The sequence below is a fragment of the Streptomyces sp. NPDC085946 genome, from assembly GCF_044540485.1.
Classification (GTDB): Bacteria; Actinomycetota; Actinomycetes; order Streptomycetales; family Streptomycetaceae; genus Streptomyces.
Genome location: NZ_JBITSF010000001.1, coordinates 1 through 20,939 on the forward strand (window position 1 = coordinate 1; position 20,939 = coordinate 20,939).

Annotated in this window: 16 protein-coding genes; 15 read left to right on the forward strand and 1 reads right to left on the reverse strand. The window is 74.0% G+C overall.

The features are described 5' to 3' along the window. The first annotated feature begins 242 nt into the window (after positions 1 to 242). The 6 genes from ACIF8T_RS00005 (at position 243) to ACIF8T_RS00030 (ending at position 7,297) form a co-directional block, all read left to right on the forward strand. Entirely contained in the window at positions 243 to 836 is a 594-nt protein-coding gene (locus tag ACIF8T_RS00005; RefSeq protein WP_400029453.1) for a CGNR zinc finger domain-containing protein, read from the forward strand. Between the two features lie 308 nt (positions 837 to 1,144). Then, on the forward strand, positions 1,145 to 1,729 hold the full coding sequence (locus ACIF8T_RS00010) for a sigma-70 family RNA polymerase sigma factor (RefSeq protein ID WP_400029454.1): 585 nt from the start codon (positions 1,145 to 1,147) through the stop codon (positions 1,727 to 1,729). Then, positions 1,729 to 2,574, forward strand: a complete 846-nt coding sequence (locus ACIF8T_RS00015; RefSeq protein WP_400029456.1) for an anti-sigma factor family protein — start codon at positions 1,729 to 1,731, stop codon at positions 2,572 to 2,574. The genes ACIF8T_RS00010 and ACIF8T_RS00015 overlap by 1 nt, the downstream gene beginning before the upstream one ends. 60 nt (positions 2,575 to 2,634) lie before the next feature. Further along, positions 2,635 to 4,920, forward strand: a complete 2,286-nt coding sequence (locus tag ACIF8T_RS00020) for a HelD family protein (RefSeq protein WP_400029458.1) — start codon at positions 2,635 to 2,637, stop codon at positions 4,918 to 4,920. Between the two features lie 369 nt (positions 4,921 to 5,289). After that, positions 5,290 to 6,708, forward strand: a complete 1,419-nt coding sequence (locus tag ACIF8T_RS00025) for an NAD-dependent malic enzyme (protein ID WP_400029460.1) — start codon at positions 5,290 to 5,292, stop codon at positions 6,706 to 6,708. 307 nt (positions 6,709 to 7,015) lie between these two features. Beyond that, positions 7,016 to 7,297, forward strand: a complete 282-nt coding sequence (locus tag ACIF8T_RS00030) for an HU family DNA-binding protein (protein WP_003950507.1) — start codon at positions 7,016 to 7,018, stop codon at positions 7,295 to 7,297. Positions 7,298 to 7,466: 169 nt separating this feature from the next. Here the strand turns inward: ACIF8T_RS00030 and murA are convergent, their stop codons facing one another. Beyond that, positions 7,467 to 8,813, reverse strand: a complete 1,347-nt coding sequence (gene murA / locus ACIF8T_RS00035) for a UDP-N-acetylglucosamine 1-carboxyvinyltransferase (protein ID WP_400029463.1) — start codon at positions 8,811 to 8,813, stop codon at positions 7,467 to 7,469. A gap of 253 nt (positions 8,814 to 9,066) precedes the next feature. Here murA and ACIF8T_RS00040 point away from each other — a divergent pair, with 253 nt between their 5' ends. The 9 genes from ACIF8T_RS00040 (at position 9,067) to ACIF8T_RS00080 (ending at position 20,710) form a co-directional block, all read left to right on the forward strand. Further along, positions 9,067 to 9,639, forward strand: coding sequence for a YqgE/AlgH family protein (locus ACIF8T_RS00040; protein WP_400029465.1), 573 nt, complete (start codon positions 9,067 to 9,069; stop codon positions 9,637 to 9,639). Between the two features lie 77 nt (positions 9,640 to 9,716). After that, positions 9,717 to 10,001: a DUF3039 domain-containing protein gene (locus tag ACIF8T_RS00045; protein ID WP_030610517.1), complete on the forward strand. Its 285-nt coding sequence runs from the start codon at positions 9,717 to 9,719 to the stop codon at positions 9,999 to 10,001. A gap of 214 nt (positions 10,002 to 10,215) precedes the next feature. After that, positions 10,216 to 11,511, forward strand: a complete 1,296-nt coding sequence (locus ACIF8T_RS00050) for an extracellular solute-binding protein (protein ID WP_400029467.1) — start codon at positions 10,216 to 10,218, stop codon at positions 11,509 to 11,511. After that, positions 11,508 to 12,488, forward strand: a complete 981-nt coding sequence (locus ACIF8T_RS00055) for a carbohydrate ABC transporter permease (protein ID WP_400029469.1) — start codon at positions 11,508 to 11,510, stop codon at positions 12,486 to 12,488. The genes ACIF8T_RS00050 and ACIF8T_RS00055 overlap by 4 nt, the downstream gene beginning before the upstream one ends. After that, entirely contained in the window at positions 12,485 to 13,330 is an 846-nt protein-coding gene (locus ACIF8T_RS00060; RefSeq protein ID WP_400029471.1) for a carbohydrate ABC transporter permease, read from the forward strand. Before ACIF8T_RS00055 ends, ACIF8T_RS00060 begins: the two co-directional genes overlap by 4 nt. A gap of 1 nt (position 13,331) precedes the next feature. Beyond that, positions 13,332 to 14,960 carry a beta-N-acetylhexosaminidase gene (locus ACIF8T_RS00065; RefSeq protein ID WP_400029473.1) on the forward strand — a complete coding sequence of 543 codons (1,629 nt, stop codon included), beginning with the start codon at positions 13,332 to 13,334 and terminating at the stop codon, positions 14,958 to 14,960. Between the two features lie 256 nt (positions 14,961 to 15,216). Continuing rightward, positions 15,217 to 16,110 carry an FAD binding domain-containing protein gene (locus ACIF8T_RS00070; RefSeq protein ID WP_400029475.1) on the forward strand — a complete coding sequence of 298 codons (894 nt, stop codon included), beginning with the start codon at positions 15,217 to 15,219 and terminating at the stop codon, positions 16,108 to 16,110. Beyond that, on the forward strand, positions 16,107 to 18,389 hold the full coding sequence (locus ACIF8T_RS00075) for a 2Fe-2S iron-sulfur cluster-binding protein (RefSeq protein WP_400029477.1): 2,283 nt from the start codon (positions 16,107 to 16,109) through the stop codon (positions 18,387 to 18,389). Before ACIF8T_RS00070 ends, ACIF8T_RS00075 begins: the two co-directional genes overlap by 4 nt. Next, the gene (locus ACIF8T_RS00080) at positions 18,386 to 20,710 is read left to right on the forward strand and encodes a xanthine dehydrogenase family protein molybdopterin-binding subunit (RefSeq protein ID WP_400029479.1); all 2,325 of its coding nucleotides are present in this window, start codon (positions 18,386 to 18,388) and stop codon (positions 20,708 to 20,710) included. The genes ACIF8T_RS00075 and ACIF8T_RS00080 overlap by 4 nt, the downstream gene beginning before the upstream one ends. Positions 20,711 to 20,939 lie beyond the last annotated feature (229 nt).

The following is a 20,939-nucleotide window of genomic DNA, read 5'->3' on the forward strand; positions in this document are numbered from 1 at the left end:
GTGCGCGCGCGGCCCGGCCCGCGGCCCCCCCGCCCGGCCCCCCCCCCCCCGGGGCCCCGGGGCCGGGGCGGGGGGGGGGGGGGCGGCGGGGGGGCCCCCCCCCCCCCCCCCCCCCCCCCCCCCCCGCGGGGGGTTCCGGGCGCGTCCGCGGGCGGGCACTGTGGGAGGGAGCGGTTTCCCCGCCCTCCCACCGGCATCCCACCCGCCCCGCGCGACCGGGGCCCCTAGGCGGTGACAGGCGCATGGCACCGGGAACGGACACGGCCCCCCACGAGCTGCGGTTCGACGCGGGGCGGATCTGCCTGGACCTGCTGACGACCGCGCATCCCGGTGAGCGGCTGCGCTCCGTCGAGGTGCTGCGCGCCTGGATCACCGGCTGCGGACTCGTCCCGGCGGGCACGCCGCTGGCCCACGCGGACGCCTCCTGGCTGGCCGGCTTTTGCGAACTGCGCACCCAGATCGGCCTGTTGGTGCGGTCCTGGCAGGCGCCCGGGGGGCGGGCGCAGGACCGGGCGCTGGCCCGGGTCAACGACCTGGCGCGCGCCGCGCCGCCGGCCCCGCGCGCGGTCCGCGGCGAAGACGGCGCGCTGGAGCGGCGGTTGACCGCCCCGCCGGAGTGCGCCGCGCTGCTCGGCGCGGTGGCCCGGGACGCCGTCGACCTGTTCACCGACCCCGTGGCCCGGGCGGCCCTGCGCCAGTGCGCGGGCGACGACTGCCCGATCGTGTACCTGGACACGTCACGGGGGCACCGCAGGCGCTGGTGCTCCAGCGAGGTCTGCGGGAACCGCGAAAGGGTGGCCCGGCACCGCCGCCGCGCGGCCCTCGCCCGCACCTGAACCCGGCACCCGGACCCGGCACCCGGCCCCGGCGCCGGACGCCGTACCCGCCGACGCCGTGCGGCAGTTGGGCGTGCGCCGCGGACGTGATCTGCGTAACACCGCGTTTCCCTACGGTCCCGTAGGGGCAGCGGACTTCTCCTTGCCGCCTGTGTCGGAAATGTAAAGAACGAGCGGGGGGAATGTGGCCGCATGTCCCGCTCGTCACGTCACCCCGCAGAAAACTGTCGCCCCGCTTTGAACATCCGGCGGCCCCTCTCCGTACGGGTGGGCGAGCGACCGACTGGGGGAACCCCCGGACACCGGAGGTGGGCGTGCGCAAGGATGCGGCCGTGGCCAAGGAACGTGGAACGAGGGCCCGACATCGCATGTCCCAGCCCTCGTCGGAACCCGACGAGGAGCTGATGCGCGCCCTCTACCGCGAGCACGCCGGACCCTTGCTCGCCTACGTGCTGCGTCTCGTCGCCGGAGACCGCCAGCGCGCCGAGGACGTCGTGCAGGAGACGCTCATCCGTGCCTGGAAGAACGCCGGTCAGCTCAATCGTGCGACCGGATCGGTACGCCCCTGGCTGGTGACGGTCGCCCGGCGCATCGTCATCGACGGCCACCGCAGCCGGCAGGCCCGGCCGCAGGAGGTCGATCCGTCGCCGCTGGAGGTCATCCCCGCGGAGGACGAGATCGACAAGGCGCTGTGGCTGATGACGCTGTCGGACGCGCTCGACGACCTGACCCCGGCCCACCGGGAGGTCCTCGTCGAGACGTACTTCAAGGGGCGTACCGTCAACGAGGCGGCCGAGACCCTGGGCATACCCAGCGGCACCGTCCGCTCCAGGGTGTTCTACGCCCTGCGTTCGATGAAGCTGGCACTGGAGGAGCGGGGGGTGACGGCGTGATGAGCGGGTACGGGGGATATCAGGGATTCGGCGCGGGCGGTGCGGGTATGTCTGGCTCCATGCAGGGATCTCCGGCGCCGAATGAGCACGAGACCGTCGGCGCGTACGCCCTCGGGCTTCTCGACGACGCCGAAGCAACCGCTTTCGAGGCCCACCTCGCGACCTGCGAATGGTGCGCCCAGCAGCTCGACGAGCTCGCCGGGATGGAACCGATGCTGGCCGCGCTCGCGGACCTCCCCGGCGCCGGCACCCCGGCGATCGGCGAGTCGCTGTCGGCCAAGCCCAGTCCGCGCCTGGTGGAGAAGCTCGTCGACGAGGTCGCCGAGCGCCGCGCCCAGAAGCGCCGCCGCAACTTCTACATGGTGGCCGCGGCCGGCGCGCTGATCATCGGCGGTCCGTTCGTCGCCGTGGCGACCAGCGGCGGCGGGGGCGGGGACGGCGGCGGGGGAGGGGGCGGCGCCACCAACCGCCCGGTCGTGGCGAGCGCCGCCGAGGAGGCCTTCGGGCTCATGACCGACAAGGTCTCCGCCACCGACCCGGACACCAAGGTCACCGCGACCATCGCCCTGCAGGAGAAGCCCTACGGCACCGACGCGGTCCTGGAGCTGAAGAACGTCAAGGGCCCGGAGAAGTGCTCGCTCATCGCCGTCGGCAAGAACGGCGAGCGCTGGACGCTGACCTCCTGGTCCGTGCCGAACTGGGGCTACGGCCTGCCGGACGCCAAGACCGACCAGGCCAAGCAGCCCCTGTACATCCAGGGCGCCGCCGCGCCGCAGCCGAACGAGATCGACCATTTCGAGGTCATGACCTTCGAAGGCGAGAGGCTCGTCGAGGTCGACGCGTAGCCTTTCCGGTCCCCCTTCGCGTACGGTGGACGGCTGCCCAGCACGTCAGAAGGGGGCCCGGTGGCCGCTCAGGCGCAACAGGAAACCGCGCTCGACTCCGTCCGAGACCGTGAGATCAGCGTGGAACAGGAACACCTGGACCGGGTGTACCGCCGTCTCGAGGAGAAGATCCACGAGGCGGAGTTCCTCATGAACGACGCGGCCCAGCGCGGCCAGGTCGGCACACCCGGCGCGCTGGCCGAGCGGGACGCGCAGGTCTTCCGCGCCGGCGTCCACCTCAGCCGGCTGAACAACGAGTTCGAGGACTTCCTCTTCGGCCGCATCGACCTGCTGCTCGGCAGGGACGGCAAGAAGGGGCCGGACGGCGCGTACACCGCCGTCGAGCCGGCGGAGGGCGCCGTGCGCCCGGACAACACCGCCGACATCGCCGAGACCCTGCACATCGGCCGCATCGGCGTCCTCGACCAGGACTACGCCCCGCTGGTCATCGACTGGCGGGCGCCCGCCGCCGCTCCCTTCTACCGGTCCACGCCGGTCGACCCCGGCCGGGTGGTGCGCCGCCGCGTCATCCGCTCCAAGGGCCGCCGGGTGCTCGGCGTCGAGGACGACCTGATGCGTCCCGAGCTGCGGGCGTTCCTGGACGGCGACGAGCTGCCCGTCATCGGCGACGGCGCCCTGATGGCCGCGCTCGGCCAGGCCCGCGGCCACACCATGCGGGACATCGTGGCCTCCATCCAGGCCGAGCAGGACCTGGTCATCCGCGCCCCCGCCGCCTCGGTGACGTACGTCGAGGGCGGCCCCGGCACCGGCAAGACCGCCGTCGCCCTGCACCGGGCCGCCTACCTGCTCTACCAGGACCGGCGCCGGTACGCGGGCGGCATCCTGATCGTCTCGCCGACCCCGCTGCTCGTCGCGTACACCGAGGGCGTGCTGCCCTCGCTGGGCGAGGAGGGCCAGGTCGCCATCCGCGCCATCGGCTCGCTGGTGGACGGCGCCGAGGCCACCTTGTACGACTCCCCCGCGGTGGCCCGCGCCAAGGGCTCCTCCCGCATGCTCAGGGTGCTGCGCAAGGCCGCGCGCGGCGCGCTGGAGCTGAACGACGCGCCGCAGCGCCTGCGGGTCGTCGCCTTCGGCCGCCGGCTGGAGCTGGAGGCCGAGGAGCTGGACCGGATCCGGCGCACCGCCCTGGGCGGCACCGCGCCCGTCAACCTGCTGCGTCCTCGCGCGCGAAGACTGCTGCTGGACGCCCTGTGGGAGAAGTCCGGCGGGGCGACCCGGCACACCGACCCGGAGCTGGCCGCCGAGCTGCGCTCCTCCTTCGACGAGGACGTGACGTCGGAGGACGCGTTCATCGCGTTCCTGGACGCCTGGTGGCCGGAGCTGTCCCCCCGGGACGTGCTGGCGGCCATGGCGGACGAGCGGCGCCTGGGCCGCTGGGCCCGCCGCGTCCTCAACCCCGGCGAGGTCCGCAAGGTGGCCCGCTCCCTGCGGCGCGAGGGCCACTCGGTGCACGACATCGCGATGCTGGACGAGCTCCAGGCGATCCTCGGCGCCCCGGCCCGCCCCCGCAGGAAGCGCGAGCTCGACCCGCTGGACCAGCTCACCGGCCTGGAGGAGCTGATGCCGGTGCGCGAGGAGACCCAGCGCGAGCGGGCCGAGCGGCTGGCGCAGGAGCGCACCGAGTACGCCCACGTCATCGTCGACGAGGCGCAGGACCTCACGCCGATGCAGTGGCGGATGGTCGGCCGGCGCGGCCGGCACGCCACCTGGACGGTCGTCGGCGACCCGGCCCAGTCCTCCTGGTCCGACCCCGACGAGGCGGCCGAGGCCCGCGACGAGGCGCTCGGCACCCGCCCGCGCCGCCGCTTCCGCCTCACCGTGAACTACCGCAACCCCGCGGAGATCGCCGAGCTGGCGGCGCGGGTGCTGGCCCTGGCGCTGCCGGGCGCCGAGTCGCCGTCCGCGGTGCGCTCGACCGGCGTGGAGCCGCGCTTCACGGTCGTGCGGGACTCGCTGGGCCACACGGTCCGGGAGGAGGCCGCGCGGCTGCTGGACCGGGTCGACGGCACGATCGGCGTCGTCGTCGCCATGAACCGGCGCGAGGAGGCCCGGCGCTGGCTGGCCGGACTCGGCGACCGCGTGGTGGCGCTCGGCAGCCTGGAGGCCAAGGGCCTGGAGTACGACGCGACGGTCGTGGTCTCCCCGGCGGAGATCGCCGACGAGTCCCCGGCGGGCCTGCGGGTGCTGTACGTCGCCCTGACCCGGGCCACCCAGCAGCTCACGGTGGTCTCCGGCGACCGGGACGAACCGGACGCGGCGGGGGTGCCCGACCTGCTGCGGGACTGATCGGGCGGATCTTTTCCCGCGGCGGGAATGGCCCGGCGCCATCCGTTTGTTAGCCTGGACGTGACACCGGCCCGATCCAAGCCCCCGGGCCCAACCTTCGTCGCTACGAGCGACCACTTGCCGCGAGGCGAGCATGGCGGGTCGGTGTCATGAACGAGCGAGAGGCCCACGTCCGATGTGACGTGGGCCTCTTTGCTGTGGCGGCACTGGCCGATCACTTCTCGTATCGTGAAAGATGTTTTCCGAATCTCACACCCACCCTGTGAACTTAACGTCCGCAATCCAGGGCGGCTACCGCGTACTCAGGGGTAGGTGCGACGATCGGACGGCACGAATGTCTTGACACGGTGAAAGCAGAGGAAGTCGGCCATGGCAACGGCGCCCAGCGTCTCCTACTCGATGACCATCCGGCTGGAGGTGCCCGCGAGCGGAACGGCCGTCTCGCAGCTCACCACCGCCGTGGAGTCCTCCGGAGGCTCGGTGACCGGCCTCGACGTCACCGCGTCCGGTCACGAGAAGCTCCGCATCGACGTGACCATCGCGGCCACCTCCACCGGACACGCGGACGAGATCGTCGAGAAGCTGCGCGGCATCGAGGGCGTCACGCTCGGCAAGGTGTCGGACCGTACGTTCCTCATGCACCTCGGCGGCAAGATCGAGATGGCGTCGAAGCACCCCATCCGCAACCGTGACGACCTGTCCATGGTCTACACGCCGGGTGTGGCCCGCGTCTGCATGGCGATCGCCGAGAACCCCGAGGACGCCCGCCGCCTGACCATCAAGCGCAACTCCGTCGCGGTCGTGACGGACGGCTCGGCGGTGCTGGGCCTGGGCAACATCGGCCCGAAGGCCGCCCTGCCCGTCATGGAGGGCAAGGCCGCCCTGTTCAAGCGGTTCGCGGGCATCGACGCCTGGCCGATCTGCCTGGACACCCAGGACACCGACGCCATCGTCGAGATCGTCAAGGCGATCGCCCCCGGCTTCGCGGGCATCAACCTGGAGGACATCTCCGCCCCCCGCTGCTTCGAGATCGAGGCCCGGCTGCGCGAGGCCCTGGACATCCCGGTCTTCCACGACGACCAGCACGGCACCGCGATCGTCGTCCTCGCCGCCCTCACCAACGCGCTGCGCGTGGTCGGCAAGTCGATGGACAGCGTCCGGGTCGTCATGTCCGGCGCCGGCGCGGCCGGTACGGCCATCCTCAAGCTGCTGCTCGCCGCGGGCGTGAAGAACGCCGTCGTCGCCGACATTCAGGGCGTGGTGCACGCGGGCCGCGAGGACCTGGTCGACGCGGCCCCGGAGTCGGCGCTGCGCTGGATCGCCGACAACACCAACCCCGAGGGCCTGGCGGGCACGTTGAAGGAGGCCGTGCGCGGCGCCGACGTCTTCATCGGCGTCTCGGCCCCGAACGTCCTGGACGGCGAGGACGTGGCCGCCATGGCCGACGACGCGATCGTCTTCGCGCTCGCGAACCCGGACCCCGAGGTGGACCCGGCCATCGCCCGTCAGACGGCGGCGGTCGTGGCCACCGGCCGCTCCGACTTCCCCAACCAGATCAACAACGTGCTGGTCTTCCCGGGCGTCTTCCGCGGCCTGCTGGACGCCCAGTCCCGCACGGTCAACACCGAGATGATGCTCGCGGCCGCGAAGGCGCTGGCGGGCGTGGTGACCGAGGACGAGCTCAACCCCAACTACATCGTGCCCAGCGTCTTCAACGACAAGGTCGCGGGCGCGGTGGCCGGTGCGGTCCGGGAGGCCGCCAGGGCGGTGGCCGCGCCGGCCTCCTGAGGGCCGCCCTGCGACGGGCTGTGAGGCTCGCCACGGCCGGCCCGGCGACGGCGCGTCGGGGAACCGACGTGTCGGTGGCGCCCTCTATCGTGTCGGCCAGGCTCAGGCCCTCTCATCGTGTGACTCCCAAGGGTGTTCTCACGACTCCTGCGGGTGCCGGATTGGCTTTACCGCCGCAGGTAGAGGCAGGATGCGTCCCTGGGCGCGAGGGTCCGGCACACAAGGACCCGGGTCCGGGGACTCACCGAGGACCCTGGCAGCATCGGCTTCGACGCCTCAACGGCAAGATGAACACGGGAGTAACAACATGAACCGCAGTGAGCTGGTGGCCGCGCTGGCCGACCGCGCCGAGGTGACCCGCAAGGACGCCGACGCCGTGCTGGCCGCGTTCGCCGAGGTCGTCGGCGACATCGTCTCCAAGGGCGACGAGAAGGTCACCATCCCCGGCTTCCTGACCTTCGAGCGCACCCACCGTGCCGCTCGCACCGCCCGCAACCCGCAGACCGGCGAGCCGATCCAGATCCCGGCCGGCTACAGCGTGAAGGTCTCCGCGGGCTCCAAGCTCAAGGAAGCGGCGAAGGGCAAGTAAGCCCGAGCGCGTGAGCGCCGCGCCGGCCCGGCGCCGTGGGCGGCTGCCGGCCGGCTGTGGCCGGTCACGCAGGTCCCCGCGCCCCCCTCGGGGGCGTTCCCGCAAGACGCCGATGGGGCGGTCACCCGGACTCGGGTGACCGCCCCATCGGCGTGCGGAGGGCCGTCGGCTAGCCGAGGGCCTTGCCCGGCAGCTCGACCTTGGCGCCGAGCTCGACGAGCTTCTCCATGAAGTTCTCGTAGCCGCGGTTGATCAGGCCGATGCCGTGCACCCGGGAGGTGCCCTGGGCGGCCAGCGCCGCGATCAGGTACGAGAAGCCGCCCCGCAGGTCGGGGATGACCAGATCGGCGCCCTGGAGCTTCGTGGGGCCCGACACGACGGCCGAGTGCAGGAAGTTGCGCTGGCCGAAGCGGCAGTCCGAGCCGCCCAGGCACTCGCGGTAGAGCTGGATGTGGGCGCCCATCTGGTTGAGCGCGGAGGTGAAGCCCAGACGGGACTCGTAGACCGTCTCGTGGATGATCGACAGGCCGGTGGCCTGCGTCAGGGCGACCACGAGGGGCTGCTGCCAGTCGGTCTGGAAGCCCGGGTGGACGTCCGTCTCCAGCGCGATGGACTTCAGCTGGCCGCCCGGGTGCCAGAAGCGGATGCCCTCGTCGTCGATCTGGAAGGCGCCGCCCACCTTGCGGTAGGTGTTCAGGAACGTCATCATCGAGCGCTGCTGGGCGCCGCGGACGTAGATGTCGCCCTCGGTCGCCAGCGCCGCGGACGCCCAGGAGGCGGCCTCCAGGCGGTCGGCCAGCGCGCGGTGGGTGTAGCCGCCGAGCTTGTCCACACCGGTGATGCGGATGGTCCGGTCGGTGTCCATCGCGATGATGGCGCCCATCTTCTGCAGGACGCAGATGAGGTCCTCGATCTCCGGCTCGACGGCCGCGTTGGAGAGCTCGGTGACGCCCTCCGCGAGGACCGCCGTCAGCAGCACCTGCTCGGTCGCGCCGACGGACGGGTAGGGCAGCCGGATCTTGGTGCCGCGCAGCCGCTGCGGGGCCTCCAGGTACTGGCCGTCCGCCCGCTTCTCGATCGTCGCGCCGAACTGCCGCAGCACGTCGAAGTGGAAGTCGATGGGCCGGCCGCCGATGTCGCAGCCGCCGAGGCCGGGGATGAAGGCGTGGCCGAGGCGGTGCAGCAGCGGGCCGCAGAACAGGATCGGGATGCGGGACGAACCCGCGTGGGCATCGATGTCGGCGACGTTCGCGCTCTCGACGCGCGTGGGGTCGAGCACCAGTTCGCCGGGCTCCTCGCCGGGGCGGACCGACACCCCGTGCAGCTGGAGCAGACCGCGTACGACGCGCACGTCACGGATGTCCGGAACGTTGCGCAGCCGGCTTGGCTCGCTGCCCAGCAGGGCGGCGACCATGGCCTTCGGCACGAGGTTCTTCGCACCGCGGACACGGATCTCGCCCTCCAGCGGAGTTCCGCCGTGGACAAGCAGTACGTCATCAGCGCCGTTGACGGTCATGAATCTCGCGTTCCGTGGAGTTGGGCAGGGGCCGAAGAGACAGAGTAATGGCCGCCGGGCCCCGTCCTGTAAGCCCGAGGACGGCTCAGCGAGGTCATGGCTGTGTCACAACACGAACCGTTCCGCGCCGGGCACGCGGGGTCACGACCGCCGGTGCGCGCACGGGGCGCCGCGCGCCTCCTCCGACCTGCGCGCACGCCCGTGCCCCGGATTGCCTCCCCACGGGGCGGGAAGATGCGGGATCATGTCTGGCATGACCGAGGTGTCCTCGCTCACAGGGCGGCTGCTCGTGGCCACGCCCGCCCTGGCGGACCCGAACTTCGACCGTGCGGTGGTGCTCCTTCTCGACCACGACGAGGAGGGCTCCCTCGGCGTCGTCCTCAACCGCCCCACCCCGGTGGGCGTGGGCGACATCCTGGAGGGCTGGGCGGACCTCGCCGGGGAGCCCGGCGTCGTCTTCCAGGGCGGCCCGGTGTCGCTGGACTCGGCCCTCGGCGTCGCCGTCGTGCCGGGCGGCGCGTCCGGGGAGGCGGCCCCGCTGGGCTGGCGCCGGGTGCACGGCGCGATCGGTCTGGTGGACCTGGAGGCGCCGCCGGAACTGCTGGCCTCCGCCGTGGGTTCCCTGCGGATCTTCGCCGGGTACGCGGGCTGGGGCCCGGGCCAGCTGGAGGACGAGCTGGTGGACGGGGCCTGGTACGTCGTCGAGTCCGAACCCGGTGACGTCTCCTCCCCGGCGCCGGAGCGGCTCTGGCGCGAAGTGCTGCGCCGCCAGCGCAACGAGCTGGCGATGGTGGCCACCTACCCGGACGACCCCACGCTCAACTGAGGGCCCGGCCGGAGGGCCGCGGCGGAGGCCGCCCCTTCGCTCATCCGCCGGGTGTGAGCTTCAGTACCCTTGGGGCTATGAGCACTCTTGAGCCCGAGCGCGGGACTGGTACGGGGACCCTCGTAGAGCCGACGCCGCAGGTGTCCCACGGCGACGGCGACCACGAGCGCTTCGCCCACTACGTCCAGAAGGACAAGATCATGGCGAGCGCCCTCGACGGCACCCCCGTCGTGGCGCTGTGCGGCAAGGTGTGGGTGCCGGGCCGCGACCCGAAGAAGTACCCCGTGTGTCCCATGTGCAAGGAGATCTACGAGTCCATGGGATCCGGCGGCGACGACAAGGGCAAGGGCGGCGACAAGTAGCCCTTCCCGTCCGGCGGGTGTGAGGCCTCCAGGGTGCGTTTCGCGTGCCCTGGGGGCCTTTGTGCTGTCCGGGCGTTGCACGGAGTGCGCCGGCGGGTCACAGAGTGGTGGAGACCTCTTGTCGGCATGTTCACGCGGTCTCTAGCCTCCGAGGTGTTGTGCACAGCGAAACCATCATTGCGCATGTTGCAACGCCCTCTCGGAGGAGCACGCCATGAAACTGCCCGTCCGCCTCGCCGCCCTGACCGCGGCCCTCCTCGTCTCCGCCGCCTGCGCCCCCCAGACCTCCGGCACCACCTCCTCCGACCGTGACGACAGAACCGGCACCCTGCGGGTCTGGCTCTTCCAGGAGGTCGGCAACGCCCCGAAGGAGAAGGTCGTCGACACGGTCGTCGCCGCCTTCGAGAAGGCCCACCCGGACACCGAGGTCGACGTCGAGTACATCCCGGTCGAGACCCGCGCCCAGCGCGTCAAGGCCGCCTTCAACGACCCCGGGTCCGCGCCCGACGTGATGGAGTTCGGCAACACCGACACCGCCGGCCACGTCCGCGACGGCGGACTCCTCGACGTCACCGAGGAGTTCACCGCCTGGGACGAGGCCGAGGACACCGACCCCACCGCCCGGCAGTCCGTCGCCGTCGACGGCAAGGTCTACGGCGCCCCCCTCTACGTCGGCGTCCGCGCCCTGTACTACCGCACCGACGTCTTCGACGCACTCGGCCTGGACGTCCCGCGGACCATGGACGAGCTGGCCGCCACCGCCCGCGCGGTCCGCGCCGCCAGGCCCGGGCTGTACGGGCTCGTCGTCGGCGGCGCCTACACCTACGGCGCGCTGCCCTTCGTCTGGGCCCACGGCGGCGACCTGGCCACCGGCCGGGACGGCTCGTACGTCTCCGCCATCGACTCCCCGGCCGCCCGGAAGGGCATCGAGGCGTACACCTCCCTCTTCGGCGACGACAACTGCCCGGCCGCCAAGTGCGCGGGCATGGGCGGCAACGACACGGTCACCGCGTTCGCCGCCGGCAAGGCGGCCATGGCGATCGGCGGCGACTTCAGCCACGCGGCCGTGGAGGCCGGGGCGGTGAAGGGGAAGTACGCCGTCGTCCCGCTGCCCGGCGTGCGGGCGGGCTCCATCGCCCCGGCCTTCGCCGGCGGCAACAACGTCGGCGTCCTGAGGAGCACCTCGCACCGCACCCTCGCCGTCGACCTGATGAAGCGGCTGGCGTCCAAGGAGACGCAGTCCGGGCTCTTCGACGCGATGGGATTCCTGCCGACCTTCGCGGACGTGCGGCAGCGGGCGGCGGCGAAGGAGCCGTTCGTGAAGCCGTTCGTCGAGACCCTCGCCGCGGGCACGAAGTTCGTCCCCGCCTCGCCGGCCTGGTCGCGGATCGACTCCTCCCAGGTCCTGCCGACGATGTTCCAGGAGGTCGTCAGCGGCCGGAAGAGCGTGGCCGCCGCGGCGGGGGACGCGGCGGCGAAGATGGACGACGCGTTCGGCTCCGCCGGATGACGGCCCCCTCGCGCGCGCAGGCCGCCGAGCGGGCACGGGTGGAGCGCGGCCTTCCGCGCCCGCGCGGCGGCCGCCGCGGGTCCGCCACGGCCCCGCGCCTGCCGGGGCACCGGAGCACTCCCTGGCTGTACCTCGCGCCCGCCCTCGTCGTGCTCGGCGGGCTGCTCGTCTACCCGGTGTACCAGCTCGGGCTGATCTCGGTCTTCGAGTACACCCAGGCCCAGGTCAGCGGCGGGGAGCCGGCCGTCTTCCGGGGGGCCGGGAACTACGCCGAGCTGTTCGGGGACGACCGGTTCTGGCAGGTGCTGCTGGCGACCGTGGTGTTCGCGGCGGCCTGCGTGGTGTCCACGCTCGCGGTGGGCTGCGCGCTCGCCGTGCTGCTCACCCGCGTGCGGGCCGTGCCGCGGCTCGCCCTGATGCTGGCCGCGCTCGGCGCCTGGGCGACCCCGGCCGTCACCGGCTCCACGGTCTGGCTGTTCCTGTTCGACCCGGACTTCGGCCCGGTCAACCGGATCCTCGGCATCGGCGACTTCTCCTGGACGTACGGCCGCTACAGCGCCTTCTTCCTCGTCCTGCTCGAAGTCGTCTGGTGCTCCTTCCCGTTCGTGATGGTGACGGTGTACGCCGGGATCCGCGCGGTGCCGGCCGAGGTGCTGGAGGCCGCCGCCCTGGACGGCGCCTCGCAGTGGCGGATCTGGCGCTCGGTGCTCACCCCGATGCTGCGCCCGATCCTGGTCGTCGTCACGATCCAGTCGGTCATCTGGGACTTCAAGGTCTTCACCCAGATCTACGTCATGACGAACGGCGGCGGCATCGCCGGACAGAACCTGGTGCTGAACGTGTACGCCTACCAACAGGCCTTCGCGTCCTCGCAGTACGGCCTCGGCTCCGCGATCGGCGTCGTCATGCTGCTGATCCTGCTCGCCGTGACCCTGGTTTACCTGCGGCTGCTGCGCCGCCAGGGGGAGGAACTGTGAACCTTCCGCACGCACGGGTGCGGCGCCCCGGCCGGCTGGCCGCCGAGGCGTCCGCGCTGCTGGTCGCGGCGCTCGTCGCCTTCCCGCTGTACTGGATGGTGCTCGGCGCCTTCCGGCCGGCCGGCGAGATCGAGTCGGCCGAGCCGCGGCCGTGGACCTCGGCGCCCTCGCTGGACTCCTTCCGACGCGTCTTCGGGCAGCAGGAATTCGGCCGTTACTTCCTCAACAGCCTCGTCGTGGCGGGCTGTGTGGTGATCGCCTCCGCCCTGATCGCATTTCTCGCCGCGACCGCCGTGACGCGATTCCGGTTCCGCTTCCGGACCACCCTGCTGATCATGTTCCTGGTGGCCCAGATGGTGCCCGTCGAAGCCCTCACCATCCCCCTGTTCTTCGTCATGCGGGACGCCAGCCAGCTGAACACACTGGGCGCCCTGATCCTGCCCCACATCGCCTTCTCGCTGCCCTTCGCGATCTGGATGCTGCGGGGATTCGTGAAAGCCGTTCCCGAAGCCCTGGAGGAGGCCGCCTACATCGACGGGGCGAGCCGCGCCAGATTCCTCTGGCAGATCCTTTTCCCGCTCGTCCTGCCGGGCCTGGTGGCCACCAGCGTGTTCTCCTTCATCTCCACCTGGAACGACTTCCTGTTCGCCAAGTCGTTCATCATCAGCGACACCTCCCTGTCGACGCTGCCGATGGCCCTGCTGGTGTTCTACAAACCCGACGAGCCCGACTGGGGCGGGGTCATGGCCGCCTCCACGGTCATGACGGTCCCGGTGCTGGTCTTCTTCGTACTCGTACAGCGGCGGCTGGTCTCCGGACTGGGCGGCGCGGTGAAGGAGTGACGTGACGAACCTGATTCCCCGGCCCGGGCACGTGACGGAGGACGGGCCGCGCTTCCTGGAACTCGGACCGGACACCACGCTGGCCGCGGAGCCCGGCGCGGAGCGCACGGAGCGCTGGCTGCGCGCCACGCTCACCGCCGCCACCGGCCTGCCCCTCGCCCCCAGCGGCACGGAGGGGACCGGCGTCGTCCGGCTGTCCCTCGACCCGGCCGTCACCGGGGACCTCGGCGAGGAGGGCTACCGCCTCGCCGTCACCCCGGCCGGCGTGCACCTGGCCGGCGGCGGCCCCGCCGGGCTCTTCTGGGGCGCCCAGACGCTGCGCCAGCTCCTCGGCCCCGACGCCTTCCGGCGCGCCCCGCTGCCCGGCCGGCGGTGGCGGCTGCCGCTGCTCCGCGTCGAGGACGCGCCCCGCTTCCGCTGGCGCGGCCTCCTGCTCGACGTCGCCCGGCACTTCATGCCCAAGGACGGCGTGCTGCGCTACCTCGACCTGATGGCGGCGCACAAACTCAACGTCCTCCACTTCCATCTGACGGACGACCAGGGCTGGCGCGTCGAGATCGAGCGGTACCCGCGGCTGACGGAGATCGGCTCCTGGCGCGCCCGCACGAAAATCGGCCACCGCGCCTCGCCCCTCTGGGAGGACAAACCGCACGGCGGCCACTACAGCCGGGACGACATCCGGGAGATCGTCGCCTATGCCGCCGAACGGCATATCACCGTCGTCCCGGAAATCGACGTGCCGGGGCACTCGCAGGCCGCCATCGCCGCGTATCCGGAACTCGGCAACACCGACGTCGTCGACACCACCGCCCTGACCGTGTGGGACACCTGGGGGATCAATCCCAACGTGCTCGCCCCCACCGACAGCACCCTGCGCTTCTACGAGGGGGTCTTCGAGGAGGTCCTGGAGCTGTTCCCCTCGGAGTTCGTCCACATCGGCGGCGACGAATGCCCCAAGGACCAGTGGCGGCGCTCCCCGACGGCCCAGGCGCGCATCCGGGAACTCGGGCTGCGCGACGAGGACGAGCTCCAGGCGTGGTTCGTCGGCCACTTCGACCGGTGGCTCGCCGCGCGCGGGCGGCGGCTCATCGGCTGGGACGAGATCCTGGAGGGCGGACTGGCCGAGGGGGCGGCGGTGTCCTCCTGGCGCGGCTACGCGGGCGGCATCGCCGCCGCCCGGGCCGGGCACGACGTCGTCATGTGCCCCGAGCAGCAGGTGTACCTGGACCACCGCCAGGACGCCGGCCCCGACGAGCCCGTCCCGATCGGGTGGGTGCGCACCCTGGAGGACGTCTACCGGTTCGAGCCCGTGCCGCCGGAGCTGACGCCCGGGGAGGCCCGCCACGTGCTCGGGACGCAGGCCAACCTGTGGACCGAGGTGATGGAGGACGCCGCGCGCGTGGACTACCAGGCCTTCCCCCGGCTCGCCGCCTTCGCCGAGGTGGCCTGGAGCCGCCTGCCCGCCCCGGCGGAGCGGGACTTCGCGGACTTCGAGCGGCGGATGGCCGCCCACTACCGGCGGCTCGACGCCCTCGGGGTCTCCTACCGGCCGCCCGCCGGGCCGCTGCCCTGGCAGAAGCGCCCCGGCGTCCTGGGGCGCCCGATCGACGGCACGCCCCCCGCCCGGTAGCGCACGCGCGTGCGCGGGCCCGAACACGTCACGGAAAAAGAACGCAAGGGTCACCGAAGAGTGCCAATCGGCGTGCACCGGCGAAGCCGTGCGAAAACGGACCATCTCCCGGGTGAGGTGGGCGAATGCCTCCTAGCGGACCCCCGTCTTCGGCGCTTGCGAAGATGTGCCAGAGTTGCCACGTCCGCCCTGTCAGCACGTACCGTACGGCAACACAGGTGGGACCAGGTGGGGCAGCGGGAAGGGGCAAGCCGGTTTGACCACGCACGCACCGCAGGCGGCGCAGGCCGTGACGCTGCCCACGACGCTGGACGAGGCAGTGGCGGCGCTGGCCGCCACGCCCGCCGCCGTGCCCGTCGCGGGCGGCACCGACCTGATGGCCGCCGTCAACTCCGGGCAGCTCAGGCCCGCCGCCCTGGTGGGTCTCGGCCGGATCAGCGAGATCCGCGGCTGGCAGTACCTGGACGGTCACGCCCTGCTCGGCGCGGGCCTCACGCACGCGCGCATGGGCCGCCCCGACTTCGCCGCCCTCATCCCGGCGCTCGCCGCCGCCGCGCGCGCCGCGGGCCCGCCGCACATCCGCAACGCGGGCACCCTGGGCGGCAACATCGCCACGGCCGCCCCCACCGGGGACGCGCTGCCGGTGCTGGCCGCCCTGGAGGCGACGCTGATCATCGCCGGCCAGGGCGGGGCCCGCCGGGAGATCCCCGTGTCGCACCTGCTGGCCGGGGTGGACATGCTGCGCGCCGGCGAACTCATCGGCTACGTGCGCGTGCCGCTGCTGCACGCCCCGCAGGTCTTCCTGAAGGCGACCGGCCGCACCGGTCCCGGGCGGGCGGTGGCCTCCGTCGCCCTGGTCCTCGACCCCGCCCGGCGCGGGGTGCGGTGCGCCGTCGGCGCCATAGCGCCGATGCCGCTGCGGCCCCTGGAGGCCGAGCAGTGGGTCGCGCAGCTCATCGACTGGGACAACAACCGGGCGATCGTGCCGGAGGCGCTGACCGCGTTCGGCGAGTACGTCGCCGCGGCCTGCATCCCCGATCCGGCCCCGGCCGAGGACGGCTCCGTCCCGCCGCTGCCGCCCGCCGTACTGCACCTGCGGCGCACCGTCGCCGCGCTGGCCCGACGAGCACTGGGGAGGGCGCTGTCGTGACCGACGACCAGCACGGAGAGGGCACGCCCCAGGGCGGCGGACGCTGGGACCCGCTGCCGCAGGGCGACTACGACGACGGGGCCACCGCCTTCGTCAAGCTCCCCGAGGGAGGCGTCGACGCCCTGCTGGCCGGCACCGACAGCCCCCTCGCCGCGCCCGGCCACGGCTACGTGCCCCCGCAGATAACGGTCACCCCCGCCACGACCGCCGGCACCGACCCCGCCGCCACCGGCTCCTGGCAGGCGCCGGGCGGGCCCGTCGACGGCGCCCGGTGGCACGACCCGCACGCGGCGCACGCCCCCGGCCGGCAGGGCGGGGAGCCCGGGCACGAGCAGTACGGCGCCGGGGAGGACCCGTACGGCCATGGCTCCGGGGAGGACCCGTACGGCCATGGCGCCGGGAGCGATCCGTACGGCCGTGGTGCCGGTGAGGACCCGTACGGCCGTGGCGCCGGGCACGGGCAGTACGACCCGCACGCCGGGGCGCACCCGCACGGGCAGGATCCCCATGGCCAGGACCCGCACGGCCAGGACCCGCACGGGCAGGACCCGCACGGGCAGGACCCGCACGGGCACGATCCCGGGGCGCACCAGCACACCGCGCACGACAGGTTCACGTACAACCCGGGCGCCACCGGCCAGTGGAGCTTCGAGGAGGCCGCGGCCGCGGAGCCCGCGCCGCCGGCCCCCGGCCACGACGTGACCGGGCAGTGGTCCATCCCCGTCGCGGGCGGCGACCTGCCGGACGAGTCGGGCGAGTTCACCACGTCCGCGCTGGTCGAGCAGTGGGGCGGCACGCCCCCGGCCACCCTGCCGGGCGGCGCCGCCGCGCCCTGGGCGACCCAGGCGGCCGGGCAGCCCTGGGGACCCGGCGCGCCCTCGGACCCGGAGACGGCCGGGCACGGGCCCGCGCAGGCCGGTGCCGGGACCGTGCGGGACGAGGCCGGGCCCGAGGCGGAGCAGTACCCGGGCGGACCCGGGCACGGGCCCGGGCACCCGGCCGACCCCGGATTCCCGTCCGAGGCCGCGGGCGGGCACGCCCCGGACCCCCGCGCGCCGGAACACCCGGCCGGCGTCCACGCACCCGGCGAGCCGGGCCCGCACGCCCCGGAGCCGCCCGCGGCGGCCGGGCCCGCCCCCGACGGGCACCCGCACGAGCACGCCGAGCACGCCGAGCACGCCGCGGACGGGTCAGGCCCGGACCGGCCCGCGCCCGGCGAGCCGGTCCCGGCCGGCGCCGAGCAGCCGGCCGCGTACGTCCCCGCCCCGGCGGACCACGCCGAGCCGGCGCCCGGGGAGGCGTCCGACGCGGTGCCCGGCGGTCCCGCCCCGGAGCCCGCCCCCGTCGCCGCGGACGCCTCACAGCGCGCCCAGGGCGACGGTGAGGCCCCCGCGGACGCCGTGGACGCCCCGGGGGCCCCAGAAGCCCCTGAGGGGCCTTCCGAGGCCCCGGCGGAGCCGGAGCCGGCCGCTGCCGAGGCGGACACCGGGCCGCAGGCCGCCGAGGGCACCGCCCCGGCCGACGGCCCCGACGCCCCGGACGGCGCGCCCACGGACGGCGCCCCGGACGCCGAGGTGCCGCCCGGGCAGGCCGCCCCCGACGACCCGGACGCCGCCGCGCCGCAGGACGCGGCCCGCCCGCCGGTGGGCGAGGAGCACCCCCTCGCCTCGTACGTGCTGCGCGTCAACGGCGCCGACCGCCCCGTCTCCGACGCCTGGATCGGCGAGTCGCTGCTGTACGTGCTGCGCGAGCGCCTCGGCCTCGCGGGCGCCAAGGACGGCTGCTCGCAGGGCGAGTGCGGGGCGTGCAACGTGCAGGTCGACGGACGGCTCGTCGCCTCCTGCCTGGTCCCGGCCGTCACCGCGGCCGGCAGCGAGGTCCGCACCGTCGAGGGCCTGGCCGTCGACGGGCAGCCGTCGGACGTGCAGCGGGCGCTCGCCCGGTGCGGCGCGGTGCAGTGCGGCTTCTGCGTGCCGGGCATGGCGATGACCGTGCACGACCTGCTGGAGGGCAACCCGGCGCCGACCGAGCTGGAGACCCGCCAGGCGCTGTGCGGCAACCTGTGCCGCTGCTCCGGCTACCGGGGCGTCGTCCAGGCCGTCCAGGAGGTCGTCACCGAGCGGCAGGCGCACGCCTCCGCCGACGCGCCCGAGGCGGACGCCGACGAAGCCCGCATCCCTCACCAGGCGGGACCCGGCGCGGGGGGCGTCAACCCCGCGGCGTTCCCGCAGCCCGCACCGCATGACCAGCCCTACGGTCAGGACGGAGGCCCCGCGTGAGCAACGAAGCAGCCACCGCGCAGGCCGCGCAGGCCGCGCAGCCCGCGGAGGCCGCCCCCGCCCCCGAGGCGATCCCGCACGGCCTCGGCGCCTCGCTCCCGGCCGCCGACGCGCGCGCCAAGACCGAGGGCACCTTCCCCTACGCCGCCGACCTGTGGGCCGAGGGCCTGCTGTGGGGAGCGGTGCTGCGCTCGCCGCACGCGCACGCGCGCATCCTGTCGATCGACACCACCCACGCGCGCGAGATGCCCGGCGTCCGGGCCGTCGTCACCCACGAGGACGTCCCCGGCAGCCCGCTGCACGGCCGCGGCACGGCCGACCGCCCGGTCTTCGCCTCCGAGGTGGTGCGCCACCACGGCGAGCCCATCGCCGCCGTCGCCGCCGACCACCCGGACACCGCGCGGATGGCCGCCGCCGCCGTCATCGTCGAGTACGAGGTGCTCGACCCGGTGACCGACCCGGAGCAGGCCTTCGAGGCCGAACCGTTGCACCCCGACGGCAACCTGATCCGGCACATCCCGCTGCGCCACGGCGACCCGGAGGCGCACGGCGAGACCGTCGTCGAGGGCCTGTACCGCATCGGCCGCCAGGACCCCGCCCCCATCGGCGCCGAGGCCGGCCTGGCCGTGCCCCGCCCGGACGGCGGCGTGGAGCTGTACCTGGCCTCCACCGACCCGCACGCCGACCGCGACACGGCCGCCGCCTGCTACGGCCTGGCACCCGAACAGGTGAAGATCGTCGTCACCGGCGTGCCCGGCGCCACCGCCGACCGCGAGGACCAGGGCTTCCAGCTGCCGCTCGGCCTGCTCGCGCTGAAGACCGGCTGCCCGGTGAAGCTCACCGCCACGCGCGAGGAGTCCTTCCTCGGCCACGCCCACCGGCACCCCACCCTGCTGCGCTACCGCCACCACGCCGACGCCGAGGGCAAGCTGGTCAAGGTCGAGGCGCAGATCCTGCTCGACGCGGGCGCGTACGCGGACACCTCCTCGGACGCCCTGGCCGCCGCGGTCGCCTTCGCCTGCGGCCCGTACGTCGTCCCGAACGCCTTCATCGAGGGCTGGGCCGTGCGCACCAACAACCCGCCCTCCGGGCACGTGCGCGGCGAGGGCGCCCTGCAGGTGTGCGCCGCCTACGAGGCGCAGATGGACAAGCTGGCCAAGAAGCTCGGCCTCGACCCGGCCGAACTGCGCCTGCGCAACGTCATGGCCACCGGGGACGTCCTCCCGACGGGCCAGACGGTGACCTGCCCGGCGCCGGTCGCCGAGCTCCTCCAGGCCGTACGGGACCACCCCCTGCCGCCGCTGCCCAAGGACACCCCCGAGGACGAGTGGCTGCTGCCCGGCGGCCCCGAGGGCGCGGGCGAACCGGGCGCGGTGCGCCGGGGCGTCGGCTACGGCCTGGGCATGGTGCACATGCTCGGCGCGGAGGGCGCGGACGAGGTCTCCACGGCGACCGTGAAGGTGCAGGACGGCGTGGCGACCGTGCTGTGCGCGGCCGTCGAGACCGGCCAGGGCTTCACCACCCTCGCCCGGCAGATCGTCCAGGAGACCCTCGGCATCGACGAGGTGCACGTGGCGCCCGTCGACACCGACCAGCCGCCGGCGGGCGCGGGCTGCCGCGGCCGGCACACCTGGGTGTCGGGCGGCGCGGTGGAGCGCGCGGCCAAGATGGTCCGCACCCAGGTGCTGCAACCCCTGGCGCACAAGTTCGGGATGTCGACCGAGCTCCTCCAGATCACCGACGGCAAGATCACCTCGTACGACGGCGTGCTCTCCACGACCGTCACCGAGGCGATGGACGGCAAGGAGCTGTGGGCCACCGCCCAGTGCCGCCCGCACCCGACCGAACCGCTGGACGAGTCCGGGCAGGGCGACGCCTTCGTGGGCCTGGCCTTCTGCGCGATCCGCGCGGTGGTGGACGTGGACATCGAGCTCGGCTCGGTGCGGGTCGTGGAGCTGGCCGTCGCGCAGGACGTGGGGCGGGTGCTGAACCCGGCCCAGCTGGCCGCCCGGATCGAGGCCGGTGTCACGCAGGGCGTGGGCATCGCCCTGACGGAGAACCTGCGCACCCCGCGCGGGCTGATCCGCCATCCCGACCTGACCGGGTACGCCCTGCCGACGGCCCTGGACGCGCCCGACATCCGGATCGTGAAGCTGGTCGAGGAACGGGACGTGGTGGCGCCGTTCGGGGCGAAGGCGGTCAGCGCGGTGCCGGTGGTCACCTCCCCGGCGGCCGTCGCCTCCGCCGTACGGGCCGCCACGGGCCGGCCCGTCAACCGGCTGCCGATCCGGCCGCAGGCCGCGGTGGTCACCGGTCAGTGAGCGCCGCCCGGCGCACGGCGTGCCCGGCCCGGCGGCGCCGTGCTCGTCACCTGGGCGGGAGCGGCTGAGCGACGGCGGCTGAGCGAGGGCGGCGGGGAAGCCGACCGTCGCGCGGGCGCCGGCGGAGCGGCTGCCGCGGGCCGCGCACGTCCGCGGGGCCCCTTCCGCCCCTTCCGCTCCTTCCGCCGCGTGATCGTCCCCGGCGGGGCCGGCCGTCGCGGGGACGGCG

What these genes read in the sequence shown, in the direction of transcription:
- ACIF8T_RS00005 (WP_400029453.1), top strand. Translation starts at nt 243, where the DNA reads ATGGCACCGGGAACGGACACGGCCCCCCACGAGCTGCGGTTCGACGCG.
- ACIF8T_RS00015 (WP_400029456.1), top strand. Translation starts at nt 1,729, where the DNA reads ATGAGCGGGTACGGGGGATATCAGGGATTCGGCGCGGGCGGTGCGGGT.
- ACIF8T_RS00025 (WP_400029460.1), top strand. Translation starts at nt 5,290, where the DNA reads ATGGCAACGGCGCCCAGCGTCTCCTACTCGATGACCATCCGGCTGGAG.
- ACIF8T_RS00030 (WP_003950507.1), top strand. Translation starts at nt 7,016, where the DNA reads ATGAACCGCAGTGAGCTGGTGGCCGCGCTGGCCGACCGCGCCGAGGTG.
- murA (WP_400029463.1), bottom strand. Translation starts at nt 8,813, where the DNA reads ATGACCGTCAACGGCGCTGATGACGTACTGCTTGTCCACGGCGGAACT.
- ACIF8T_RS00040 (WP_400029465.1), top strand. Translation starts at nt 9,067, where the DNA reads ATGACCGAGGTGTCCTCGCTCACAGGGCGGCTGCTCGTGGCCACGCCC.
- ACIF8T_RS00045 (WP_030610517.1), top strand. Translation starts at nt 9,717, where the DNA reads ATGAGCACTCTTGAGCCCGAGCGCGGGACTGGTACGGGGACCCTCGTA.
- ACIF8T_RS00050 (WP_400029467.1), top strand. Translation starts at nt 10,216, where the DNA reads ATGAAACTGCCCGTCCGCCTCGCCGCCCTGACCGCGGCCCTCCTCGTC.
- ACIF8T_RS00055 (WP_400029469.1), top strand. Translation starts at nt 11,508, where the DNA reads ATGACGGCCCCCTCGCGCGCGCAGGCCGCCGAGCGGGCACGGGTGGAG.